Below are 12232 nucleotides of genomic sequence, written 5' to 3'. Positions count from 1 at the left end.
TCTCGGATTTGGGGCCGAATCCGGGGACCCACTTTTCGTACTGAGGCAGCCCGTCCGCGATGTCCCACCATGGCGCCTTGGAGCCAGCGAACACATGCAGCCTGGGTCGGACGCCGGGATCGTCATCGAGCAGGCCGGCGGGAATGCTGACCGTGGGAAGATAGGGAGCCCTGCCGGGCGCCGCCGCGCCGCAGACGCGGCAAAAGAATCGAAAGCTGCCCGGCGCCGACTCGAACTGCTGCATAAGCTCCTCACCGGAGAGCAGCCGGAATTTGTCGACATCGACGTGAACATAACTGCCAAACGCCGCTCCGCTCAGCTTGCGGCAGTTGCTGCAATGGCAGTGGGTCAGAGCGCGAACGGTATCAATCTCGAATCGGATGCCTCCGCAGAGGCAGCTCCCTTTGATCATCGGGCGGCTCCAATTTCGAATTCACCCTGCTTCGAATTCACTCTGTTTCGAATTGACTCTGTCGATCCGACGCCATTCTGCCAAGTGCCACACACGATATTGTGGGATAAAACGGCGAGCGGACTCTTAGCATTCGCAAAGCCGTAACATATGGGTCGATAGCGGCCTCGGCAATATTGGAGAGACGCGCTCATGAAATCCTTCCGCAAGGAGCTGTGGTTCGACATTCCCGGCCGGCGCGCCTTCATCAACATTACGGGTGAGGTCGAAGCGGCGCTGAGGGAGAGCGGGGTGCGCGAGGGATTGGTGCTGGTCAACGCCATGCACATCACCGCGTCGGTCTTCATCAATGACGACGAGAGCGGGCTGCATCACGACTACGAGCAATGGCTGGAGAAGCTGGCGCCGCACGAGCCGGTCTCGGGCTATCGCCACAACCGCACCGGCGAGGACAACGCCGACGCGCATATGAAGCGGCAGGTCATGGGCCGCGAGGTCGTGGTGGCGGTCACCGGGGGCAAGCTCGATTTCGGACCGTGGGAGCAGATCTTCTACGGCGAGTTCGACGGCGGCCGGCGCAAGCGCGCGCTGATCAAGATCATCGGCGAGTAGGGACGAGGTCGCGACCCCTGGCGTCGTTGCTAGGACCGCATGCGACGAAGCGATCCAGGAGCCACGCGTGACGTTTTCCGTGTAGCCGCTGGATCGCTTCGCTGGCGCTCGCGATGACGGAGGAGGGCGGGTGACAGCCTTCGCTGTCAGGCCCGCGCAGGGAGCATCCGGTACGCCGCGGCCGCTCGGGCCATCCACTATTGCCTCGGACTACTGGATCGCCATACATCAAGCCGGGCGATGACAGCTGTGGTGATGGCGCCAGCTTCGCCACGAGCGTCATTGCGAGGAGCGCAAGCGACGAAGCAATCCAGGGGCCACGAGCGAAGGGCCTTCCGTGCGGCCCTGGATCGCTTCGCTGGCGCTCGCGATGACGGAGCGGGGTGGTGACAGCCTCCCTCGTCATGCCCGCGCAGGCGGCATCCGCTACGCCGCGGCCTCTCGGGCCATCCGCTATTGCCTCGGATGACTGGATCGCCCGGTGCAAGCCGGCGATGACGGCTGTGTGGTACGGCTGCTTGACCACGAACCTTATTGCGAGGCGCCCGCGAACACCGCCTTGATCTCGGCGGCGACCTTGGGTGTGTTCTCGTCGAGGACGAAGTGGCCGGCGTCGAGCCAGACCAGCTTTACGTCGGAGAGGTCGTTGAGGTAGGCGCGGGCGCCGGGCGGGGTGAAGAACGGATCGTGCTGGCCCCACACGATGAGCGTCTTCGGGCTGTGCGCGCGGAAGGCCGCCTGCCACTGCGGATACAGCGCGACATTGGTCTTGTAGTTCTCCAGCAGATCGAGCTGGTAGTCCTGCGTGCCCGGACGGTCGAGCAGCGCCTGGTCGAGGATCCAGTTGTCGGGGTTGACCGCATCGGGATTCCTGGCGCCGACGAGCCACTGGAATTTCGTGCCCTCGAGGCTGAGCAGCTCGCGGGCGGGCGCCTCGGTCTGCGGCGTGCGGCTCTCCCACAGCGGCAGCAGCACCTTCTTCGGCGCCTCGCCGACGCCTTCCATGTAGGCATTGGTATTCTGCAGGATGAAGCCCGTCACCCGCTCCGGACGCTGCGTGAACAGGCGGAAGCCGACCGGGCCGCCATAGTCCTGCATGTAGAGGATGTAGGAGTCGAGCCCGAGCACGTCGACGAGTCCTGCGACATGGGCGGCGAGATTGTCGAAAGTGTAGGTGAACGCGCTGCGATCAGGCGCGTCGGAATGACCGAAACCGATGTAGTCGGGCGCGACCAGGTGGAAGCGATCGGCGAGCGCCGGGATCAGGTCGCGAAACATCTGGCTGCTGGTGGGCAGGCCGTGCAGCAGCAGGATCGTCGGCGCGGTCGGGTCGCCGGCCTCGCGGTAGAACACGCTGCGTCCGTGAACGGTCGCGGTGCGGTGGCGGGTCTGGGTGGTCATGGGTTTCTCCTGGACTGGGACGGCGGGGTGGGCGCTGGCCGTCGTCGCCCTGGTGTATGCCTTTCAAAACTGAGCGGGAGCCGATAGATCTGGGAGAAGGCCTCTCGATATTTGGAAGGGTACTTTGGATCGCCTGGATGCCATGGCGGTGCTCCTGGCGGCAGCGGACGCCGGCAGTCTGTCGAAAGCCAGCCGGACGCTTGGACTGCCGCTCGCCACCGTCAGCCGCAAGGTGGCCGAGCTCGAATTGCATTTGAAAGCCACGCTGCTGGTTCGCTCGGCGAAGGGGCTGGAGCTGACGCCGGCGGGACGCTCCTACGTCGCGGCCGCGCGCGCGATCCTGGAGCAGGTCGCCGAGGCCGAGCGCGCCGCATCGGGCGAATATTCGGAGCCCAAAGGCGACCTGGTGGTGACGGCGCCGATCATGTTCGGCCGCCTGCATGCGCTGCCGGTGGTGACGCGCTTCCTCAGCGCCTATCCGGATGTCGCGGTGGACCTCGTGATGACCGACCGCGTCGCGCATTTCCTCGACGACCAGATCGACGTGGCGCTCCGCATCGGCCAGCTGCCGGATTCGAGCCTGATCGCCAGCCGGCTCGGCAGCGTCCGCCACGTGATCTGTGCCAGCCCAGGCTATCTCGCGGCCAACGGCCGCCCGGCGGCGCCGGAGGATTTGGCGCGGCACAGCGTAATCTCCTTCCAGAGCGTATCGGTGCCCGGCGCTTGGCCGTTCGAGATCGATGGCGCCGAGATCTCGGCCAGCTTCCGCGCGCGTCTCGGCGTCAACACCATCGATGCGGCCATCGAAGCGGGGCTGTCAGGGGCAGGGCTGGTGCGGGCGCTGTCCTATCAGGTCGTCGATCATGTCCGCAGCGGCCGGCTGGAGCTGGTGCTCGAAGCGTTCGAGCCCGCGCCGCGCCCGGTGCACCTCGTCTATGACGGCCGGACCCGGCTGCCGCTGAAGCTGCGCGCCTTCGTCGACTTCGCCGTGCCGCTGCTGCGGCAGCGGCTGGTGGAGGCGGTGATTTGAGGCTCGAGAGTGCTACGAGCACCGCTGTCGTCCCTGCGAACGCAGGGACCCATACCGCGGAATCTCTTGGTAGAGGCATAACTGCGAGTCATCGTCCCACAAAGGCCTGTGGTTATGGGTCCCTGCGTTCGCAGGGACGACAGCGGGGGGCGGCGGGGCTCCGATGGGGTCGCGGAGGGGGCGAGATGTCCTCGGCGTTCATCCCGCCATCGACCTTGGATCCCGCGCGCTCCATCGGCCGGCCTCCACCAGCGCAATGAAGCGCTCCACCGCCGCGTTGAACAGCGCCGGCTCCTCCAGGTTCAGCACGTGGCCGGACTTCGGGAAGAACGTCAGCCCGGACGCCGGAAGATGCTGCTTGAGGAACAGGCTCGGCGCGATGCATGCGTCGTCCTCGTCGCCGCAGATGATCAAAGCGGGGGTCGTCACGCGTCGGATGGCGTCGGCCATGGTGTAGATCGACGGCCGGCCGCCCTGGAAACCGCGCATGGTGTTGGCTGAGCCCTTGGCGTCGTGGCGAGCGAGGGCGGCGTAGAAGTCGGCGTGGCCGCGCGGGTCCTTGACCAGGAAGGGGATGCGGCCGGGGGCCTCGCGGGTGACCTTGGCGGTCTCGGCCGAGCCGAGCGTCTCGAACTGCTCGGCGGTGGCGCGGCACTGGGCGCGGAAGGCGTCGAGCTGCGCGAGGTCCGAGCCGGAGCCGACGCCGGCCAGCACCATGGAGCGGATGCGACCGGGCGCGTTCAGCGCGACCTGCAGCGAGGAGTAGGAGCCCATCGACAGGCCGACGAAGTGCGCGGCTTCGATGCCGAGGTGATCGAGCACGGCCAGCGCATCCGTGTAGAAGTGCACGTAGCTGTAGAGGTCAGGCGACGCCGGCACGTCGGACGGCGTGTAGCCGCGCGCGGAGTAGGCGATGCAGCGGTGACGGCGTGCGAAGAAGCGCAGCTGCGGCTCCCAATTGGTGTGGTCGGCGGCGAACTCGTGCAGGAAGAGGAGCGGTGTGCCCGCGCCGACCTCTTCGAAATACAGGCGAACGCCGTCTTTCGCCGTTGCGTGGGGCATCGTCAGCTCCTCCCGTGTCGCGAGCCTGATGATGACTGCTCGCGCGAAGCGCGACAATACGCAGCTCATCAGCCTTGTTTCGGCCTCAGAATAGACCCGAAATCACCCTCTCGTCGCCGGTCTTTTGCCGCCGATGGTCATGGTTTGGTCACACGGCGACTTTCTACGGACCCCGCTGGCGGCTTGCAGAGGGGCCGCGCTGAGGACCTAGGGGGTGCCAAGTCTGAGTACCAGTCAGGGTACTGGGGGAAGTAACAGAAGGATTGAGTATGGTTGTATCTACCCTTCGCCGGTCGCTTCACATCGTTGCGCTGACCATGGGTGCGGCAGTGATCGCTGCCACCGCAACACCGGCATCGGCCCGTCCGCATCACGGCTCCGGGCATCACGCCCACCGCAGCCACGGCGGCCATCACTACGCAAGGAATCACTATCGTCATCGATCGGTCGCCCGGATGTCGCGCTGGGAGCGCGGCGTGGCGCGGATGCGGGTCGAGGGCGTCGCCGACGCGCAGGCCAGTCTCATGATGCCGGGGACCGCGTCTGACGGCATGGCGTCGTCCGGCGGCTTCGGCGGCGGCAGCAGCACCGTCGTCGCGGCGGCGCGCAGCTACATCGGCGGCGGCAACCCGACGGGACGGCGCAGCCTGTGGTGCGCGCGCTTCATGAACATGGTGCTCGAGCGCACCGGCCATCGCGGCACCGGCTCGGACATGGCGCGCTCGTTCGCCAGCTACGGCCAGCGCGTCTCCGGCCCGCAGGTCGGCGCCATCGCCGTGATGAGCCGCCGCGGCGGCGGCCATGTCGGCGTGGTCTCGGGCGTCGATGCCCAGGGCAATCCGATCGTCATCTCCGGCAACAACGGCGGCCGCGTTCGCGAGAGCGCGGTGTCGCGCGGCCGCGTATATGCGTATGTGATGCCGAACTGATCAGTTCGGCTTGCTGGATGAGGGCGGCACCGCCCGTGCGGCTGCCCCTCACCCCAACCCTCTCCCGGTAAGAACGGGGCGAGGGAGCGCACCGCGATCGTGGTGAGAGATCGGCTCCAACCACGGCGTCATTGCGAGCGCAGCGAAGCAATCCAGGGCCACGCTGATAGTCTGGATTGCTTCGTCGCCTTCGGCGCCTCGCAATGACGCTGAGAGACTGAGAACTCAGACCAGCCGGGGCTGCTCCACCGCGAGCTCGTCGCCGAGGGCAATGTCGCCGGCTTCGATGACCTCGGCATAGATCCCACATTCATTGTTGCCGCGGGCCTGCATCAGCGCCGGCGGGATGTCGAGGTCGCGCGCCGCCGTGTCCGGATCGACGTTGACGGCGGCGCAGCGGGTGGTGGTCTTGACGATCTTCAGTCGTGCCGATCCGATCCGCAGCGTCTCGCCCATGAGCGTGGCCTCGTGCCAGGCCGGCCAGCCGCTGACATAGACATTGGCGCGGAAGCGCAGCGGGTGCACGGTCGCGCCGACCATCCGCTCGACCTCGGCGACGGAGGCGAGGTTGATGATCGAGATCACCTTCCGCGCCAGATCCGTAAAACTGTAACCACCGCCCGACAGCAGCCTGGCGGGGCCACGCAGCTCCTGGGCGAATTCGGCGGCGAAGAAGCGCTCGATCGCGGCACGGCCTTCCGCGCTCTCCAGATCGCCCTGCGCAACGAGCGCGCCGTCCTTGCGGATGGTGAGGATGTTGGTCGCGTCGTCGAAGGAGGTCTTGAAGCCGGCGAGGCGCTCGTTGCGCATCAGCATCAGATAGGCGGTCTTCGGCTTCCACACCGGGGCGGCCGGATCGAAGCCGGTCGGCCCGTTTTCCAGCGCGTAGCGACGGTCGGCCGGCAGCGTTTCGCCAACCCGCAAGGGGGCGGTCTGCAGCGGTTCCGGGGTCAGGCCCTTGACCGGATAGCGGTACAGGTGGGCGATGCGTGCGGGGCTGATCTGGCTCATGGCCGCGGTCATAGGAGATTCCCGACCCACCGGCCAGGGCACACGATTTTGTGAAGCGGCCCCTTCCGTTTTTCGGCCGCCTTCCCACATGTCCTCTCAAGCCGGGCGCACCCGGCGACGTCAAGAATTGCGGCGTTGATGGACGTCAACGTGCGCGGTCACAAACCCAATGAAGATGCTGGAACCGTGCCTTCGGGGCGTCACAGCAGGCTGAGGGAAACATCATGAATATCGACAAATATACCGAGCGCGCGCGGGGCTTCATTCAATCGGCGCAGTCTCTGGCCGTGCGCGACGGCCATCAGCAGTTCTCGCCGCTGCATCTTCTGAAAGTTCTGCTCGACGATGGCGAAGGCCTCGCAGGCGGTCTGATCGATCGCGCCGGCGGCAATTCGCGCGCGATCCTGAAAGCGACGGAAGACGCGCTGGGCAAGCTGCCGAAAGTGTCGGGCAGCGGCGCCGGCCAAGTCTATCTGTCGTCCGAGCTGGCGCGCGCCTTCGACGCGGCGGAGAAGGCCGCCGAAAAAGCCGGCGACAGTTTCGTCACGGTCGAGCGGCTGCTGCTCGGGCTCGTGCTCGACGCCAAGAGCGAGACCGGAAGCATTCTCGCCAAGGGCGGCGTCACCGCGCAGAACCTCAACGCGGCGATCGAAAGCTTGCGCAAGGGGCGCACGGCGGATTCGGCGACCGCCGAGAACGCCTATGATGCGCTCAAGAAATACGCCCGCGACCTGACCCAGGCGGCGCGCGACGGCAAGCTCGATCCGGTGATCGGCCGCGACGAGGAGATCCGCCGCACCATCCAGGTTCTGTCACGGCGCACCAAGAACAATCCCGTGCTGATCGGTGAGCCCGGCGTCGGCAAGACCGCCATCGTCGAGGGCCTCGCCCTGCGCATCGTCAATGGCGACGTGCCGGAGAGCCTGAAGGACAAGCGGCTGCTGTCGCTCGATCTCGGCGCGCTGATCGCCGGCGCGAAATATCGCGGCGAGTTCGAGGAGCGGCTGAAGGCCGTGCTGCAGGAGGTCACCGCGGCCGAAGGCACCTTCGTGCTGTTCATCGACGAGATGCACACGCTGATCGGCGCCGGCAAGGCCGACGGCGCGATGGATGCGTCGAACCTGCTGAAGCCTGCGCTGGCGCGCGGCGAGCTGCATTGCATCGGCGCGACCACGCTCGACGAGTATCAGAAGCATGTCGAGAAGGACGCCGCGCTCGCGCGCCGGTTCCAGCCGGTCTACGTCACCGAGCCGACCGTCGAGGACACCATCTCGATCCTGCGCGGCCTGAAGGACAAATACGAGCAGCATCACGGCGTGCGCATCACCGATAGCGCGCTGGTGGCCTCGGCTACGCTGTCGAACCGCTACATCACCGATCGCTTCCTGCCTGACAAGGCCATCGACCTGATGGACGAGGCGGCGGCGCGGCTGAAGATGCAGGTCGACTCGAAGCCCGAGGAGCTGGACTCGCTCGACCGCGAGATCATCCGGCTCAAGATCGAGCAGGAGGCCCTGAAGAAGGAGAGCGATCTCGGCTCCAAGACCCGGCTGCAGGCGCTGGAGAAGGAGCTTGCCGATCTCGAGGAGAAGTCGGCGTCGCTGACCGCGAAGTGGAGCGCCGAGAAGGACAAGCTGTCGAACGCGCAGAAGCTCAAGAGCGAGCTGGATGCCTTGCGCATCGAGCTCGCCAACGCGCAGCGCCGCGGCGAGTATCAGAAGGCGGGCGAGCTGGCCTATGGCCGCATCCCCGAGCTGGAGAAGCGGCTGGCCGACATCGAGGCCAAGGAGAATGCCGGCGAGATGATGGAGGAGGCGGTCACCGCCAATCACATCGCGCAGGTCGTGTCGCGCTGGACCGGCGTGCCGGTCGACAAGATGCTCGAGGGCGAGAAGGACAAGCTGCTGCGGATGGAGGACTCACTCGGCAAGCGCGTCGTCGGCCAGTTCGAGGCCGTGCACGCGGTCGCCACCGCCGTGCGTCGCTCGCGCGCCGGGCTGCAGGATCCCAACCGGCCGATGGGCTCGTTCATGTTCCTGGGCCCCACCGGCGTTGGCAAGACCGAGCTGACCAAGGCGCTCGCCGAGTATCTGTTCAACGACGAGACCGCGATGGTCCGGCTCGACATGTCCGAGTACATGGAGAAGCACTCGGTGTCGCGGCTGATCGGCGCGCCTCCCGGCTATGTCGGCTATGACGAGGGCGGGGCGTTGACGGAAGCCGTGCGGCGCCGGCCCTATCAGGTCGTGCTGTTCGACGAGATCGAGAAGGCGCATCCGGATGTGTTCAACGTGCTGCTGCAGGTGCTCGACGACGGCCGCCTGACCGATGGCCAGGGCCGCACCGTCGACTTCCGCAACACGCTGATCATCATGACCAGCAATCTCGGCTCCGAGTTCCTGGTCAATCAGCCGGAGGGCGAGGATACGTCGGAGGTGCGCGAGCTGGTGATGGGCACGGTGCGGAGCCATTTCCGTCCCGAGTTCCTCAACCGCGTCGACGAAATCATCCTGTTCCACCGCCTGCAGAAGAGCGAGATGGGCCGGATCGTCGAGATCCAGTTCTCGCGGCTCCAGAAGCTCCTGGAGGAGCGCAAGATCACGCTGTCGCTGGATGGCGATGCGCGCGACTGGCTCGCCGCCAAGGGCTGGGACCCGGCCTATGGCGCGCGTCCGCTGAAGCGGGTGATCCAGCGCAGCGTGCAGGATCCGCTCGCCGAGATGATCCTCGCCGGCGACATCAAGGATGGCGACAAGGTCGCGATCTCCTCGGAAGGCAATGTGCTGACCTTCAACGGCAAGGCGCATCGCACCGCGGAGATCGCCACGTTCGAGGCGCCGATCCCCAAGCGCAAGCTGAACTGAGACCCGGCTTTCGCTGCGATTGAACAGAAGCGGCCCGCGCTGAGCGTCAGCGCGGGCCGTTTGCATATCCAGCATCTGGCGGCGTCACGCCTGGATCAGCGGTTGACCTGGATCGGGCCGGCGTCCGACATGCGCGAGGCGCCGGCGCCGCGGGTGGTCATCATCTGGTCGACGCGGTCGCGCTCCTTCTCGAAGGAGGCCATGATCTGTCCCTCGAGCGAGCGGCCGCGCGGCAGCTTCACGCGCATCGGGTCGACGAAGCGGCCGTTGACCAGGATCTCGTAATGCACGTGCGGGCCGGTCGACATGCCGGTCGAGCCGACGAAGCCGATGACCTGGCCCTGGCGCACCCGCTTGCCGGGCTCCATGCCCTTGGCAAATGCCGACAGATGGCCGTAGGCCGTCTCATAGCCGTTGTTGTGCTTGATGCGGATGTACTTGCCGTAGCCGCCTTCCATGCCGACCTTCTCGAGCACGCCGTTGCCGGAGGCGAAAATCGGCGTGCCGTAGGCGGTGGCCCAGTCGACGCCGGTGTGCATCTTCACATAACCGAGGATCGGGTGGCGGCGGCCGCCGAAGCCGGAGCGCATGATGGCGTTGTTGACGGGCTTGCGGACCAGGAACTTCTTCGCGCTCTTGCCGGTCTCGTCATAGTAGTCGACGACGCTGTCGTCGGGGGTCTGGAACCGGTAGTACCTCTTGGTCTCGCCGCCGACCGTCAGCGAGGCGAACAGCACCTCGCTCTTGTCATTGGCGCCCGGCTTGTCGTCGTCGTCGCCGGCATAGAACACGTCGAACGAGTCGCCCGGCTGGACCTTGCGCTGGAAATCGACGTCGTAGGAGTAGATCCGGATCATGTCCTCGATGACCGGCGCCGGCACCTTGTTGCGCATCGCAGTCTCGTAGATGCTCTGGTAGAGCCGGACGCCGGTGCCGTCATCCTCTTCGTCATTGGTGTTGTCGGCGGTCTCGGTCACCGTGTTCATGCTCTGCACGTCGACGGCGACGTATTTGCCGAGGTCCGACAGCGCGGCGACCGCTTCGATCATGCTGTCATTGGCGACGATGACGCGAACCGGCTGCAGCCGGGCGCCGGGGGCGGGGCTCGCCGGCGCCATCATGATGCGCAGCTTCTCGCCTTCCTTCAGGCCGCCGTCGCGGCCGCGGGCGCCGAGCTGGCCCACGATCGCCTTGGCCTCGTCCGGCGTCGCGCCCTGATCGCGCAGGATCGAGGCGACCGTGTCGCCCTTCTTGACCAGGTGAACGCGCTCGCCGAGCGGATTGCCGCCGGTGATCTGGTCCTTGGTCTTGGGCAGCAGGGTCACGTTCTCCGGCACCACCCGGGTCTCGAAACCCGCATAGGGGTCCGGCGAGCTGCCGTCGTTGGCATAGGACAGCTTCAGATCGCCCGTCGCCCCCGATGCATCCGCTGCGGCGTTGGCCAGCGAGGCATAGCGGACGCCGCCATTGTTGCCGCGCCAATTGGCGGCGTCGCGGACCCGCATGACGATCTCGTCGAGCGCCACCGAGGCTGCGATCTTGGTCTTCGGCAGCACGGTCGCGAGGTCCTTCGTCACGAAGGACACTTCGGCGTCCGGTTCGACAGCCGCGGCATTGTTGGGATCGTCACCCGAGGCGGTCTTGTCGTTGTCAGTGTCGGTCAGCAGCCGCTGCGCGTTGAATGGCGGGATCTTCGACGACAGATCGCTCGTCGTCATCGACAGGTTGCCTGAGATCCGCACATAAGGACGGACCCGGATGACCTCGCGCGTTCCGGCGCGGGTCACGGTCGAGACGCGCACGACGTTGCGCGCGGCAGCGGCTTCGCTCGGCGGCGGCAGCCGGTCGCTCTTGCGCAAGGTGGCGACGCGATCATTGGCGCCGAACGCGCCGCGCAGCGCGCTCTCCATCCGCTCCGGCATGCGCGCAAAGGTCATCTCGCCGTCGAGCGACGCAAAAACGGCGCCGCCGATCAGGGCCGCGCCGCAGAGACCTGTCAGAATCGTGCCTGAAAACCATTGAACGGAGACGCGGCGGCGATCGATCACCGCGGCCTCGGAGCCATCGACCGATAGCGGCGGCTCATGCCCGAGATCGATCGTGCCGATCTCGCGCCCAGTCCCCCCGCGTGACGTCCGATGGTTCAACCTTCGTCCCCCAAGTTCAAAGTCAGCACCGAGATCACTCAGCTGCCGGGTTGGCTTACCGTCCAAGACATGACCGTCTAGGACAAACGGCTCGGAATGATGGCGCGTCTCTGACGGTTCGAGGCTGTTGGGTGTGAAACCCTCAAATCCCGAACCGCTGTTATTCTTTAGGATCTCTCGATGTCGTCTCGGTCGTCTGAATCGGGCGAAGGGCTCGCCAATTCCTTGATCTGGATCACCCGTGAGCCAAAGGCCGTCCCCGCTGGAACCAAATCAGCTCAGGTCGATGCTTAACAAATCGTCGCAGGATTGTGGCCCAAGTGGGGCACGATGTCCGCAAGAAATCGGGCTTCCCAAGGGTCTCTTAAAAAAATCACCCGATGCGACGATTTCATGAAATTGGTCGTTGACACCCCGATCGGCTCCCCCTATACACCCGATCACTGAGCGCGGCGCCGCTTCGGGACACACCGAGGCGAGCATTCGCGCCAATACTGCTCCTCACTTCGTTGAGTGGTGCACAACCGGTAGAACCCGGTTGCCCATCGCCGTCGAATAAAGTTGCGGAACCCCTCCAAGAGAGGGTGGGACTGAGGTCCCGGGCTGTTTGACAAGTGAAGATGAAGAAAGAGAAACGTGGACGGCGGAGTCCTTGCGGATCTCGGGTGAGAGCTTCGGCTTTCATTTGAGATCGGACGAGAAGACTTCGGCGGACAATGTTTCAAAGGTAACACCATGGTCTTAGCGCTGTGAAGCGCGGGACT

The 12232-nt window shown here is 65.8% G+C and carries 9 protein-coding genes; 4 read left to right on the top strand and 5 right to left on the bottom strand.

Features of this window, described 5'->3' with window-relative positions:
* A partial coding sequence (locus BRAO375_RS31405) for a GFA family protein (protein ID WP_035643191.1) occupies positions 1-412 on the bottom strand: 412 nt, incomplete at its 3' end.
* Positions 413-604: 192 nt separating this feature from the next.
* Between BRAO375_RS31405 and BRAO375_RS31400 the strand changes: the two genes are divergently transcribed.
* A complete protein-coding gene (locus BRAO375_RS31400) occupies positions 605-1024 on the top strand; it encodes a secondary thiamine-phosphate synthase enzyme YjbQ (protein ID WP_009031460.1) in 420 nt (139 codons plus the stop codon).
* Between the two features lie 531 nt (positions 1025-1555).
* Here the strand turns inward: BRAO375_RS31400 and BRAO375_RS31395 are convergent.
* A complete protein-coding gene (locus BRAO375_RS31395) occupies positions 1556-2425 on the bottom strand; it encodes an alpha/beta fold hydrolase (protein ID WP_009031459.1) in 870 nt (289 codons plus the stop codon).
* A 124-nt stretch (positions 2426-2549) separates the two neighbouring features.
* On the opposite strand from BRAO375_RS31395, the gene BRAO375_RS31390 reads away from it, so the two are divergent.
* Entirely contained in the window at positions 2550-3455 is a 906-nt protein-coding gene (locus BRAO375_RS31390; protein WP_009031458.1) for a LysR family transcriptional regulator, read from the top strand.
* 198 nt (positions 3456-3653) lie between these two features.
* On the opposite strand, the gene BRAO375_RS31385 is transcribed toward BRAO375_RS31390, so the two are convergent.
* Positions 3654-4517, bottom strand: a complete 864-nt coding sequence (locus tag BRAO375_RS31385) for an alpha/beta fold hydrolase (protein ID WP_009031457.1) — start codon at positions 4515-4517, stop codon at positions 3654-3656.
* Positions 4518-4786: 269 nt separating this feature from the next.
* On the opposite strand from BRAO375_RS31385, the gene BRAO375_RS31380 reads away from it, so the two are divergent.
* Positions 4787-5446 (top strand): TIGR02594 family protein, encoded by a 660-nt coding sequence (locus BRAO375_RS31380; protein WP_035643188.1) that lies wholly within the window; start codon positions 4787-4789, stop codon positions 5444-5446.
* A gap of 225 nt (positions 5447-5671) precedes the next feature.
* Here the strand turns inward: BRAO375_RS31380 and BRAO375_RS31375 are convergent, their stop codons facing one another.
* On the bottom strand, positions 5672-6499 hold the full coding sequence (locus BRAO375_RS31375; protein WP_009031455.1) for an MOSC domain-containing protein: 828 nt from the start codon (positions 6497-6499) through the stop codon (positions 5672-5674).
* Between the two features lie 182 nt (positions 6500-6681).
* Here BRAO375_RS31375 and clpB point away from each other — a divergent pair, with 182 nt between their 5' ends.
* Positions 6682-9321, top strand: coding sequence for an ATP-dependent chaperone ClpB (clpB, locus tag BRAO375_RS31370; protein WP_009031454.1), 2640 nt, complete (start codon positions 6682-6684; stop codon positions 9319-9321).
* Between the two features lie 95 nt (positions 9322-9416).
* Here clpB and BRAO375_RS31365 read toward each other — a convergent pair whose 3' ends face one another.
* Positions 9417-11468: a M23 family metallopeptidase gene (locus tag BRAO375_RS31365; RefSeq protein ID WP_009031453.1), complete on the bottom strand. Its 2052-nt coding sequence runs from the start codon at positions 11466-11468 to the stop codon at positions 9417-9419.
* Between the last annotated feature and the right edge of the window lie 764 nt (positions 11469-12232).

The sequence above is a fragment of the Bradyrhizobium sp. ORS 375 genome (assembly GCF_000239775.1).
In the GTDB taxonomy this organism is placed as follows: domain Bacteria; phylum Pseudomonadota; class Alphaproteobacteria; order Rhizobiales; family Xanthobacteraceae; genus Bradyrhizobium.
The sequence above is the reverse complement of the archived record's forward strand: the minus strand, read 5'-3'. Positions and strand labels throughout refer to the sequence as shown.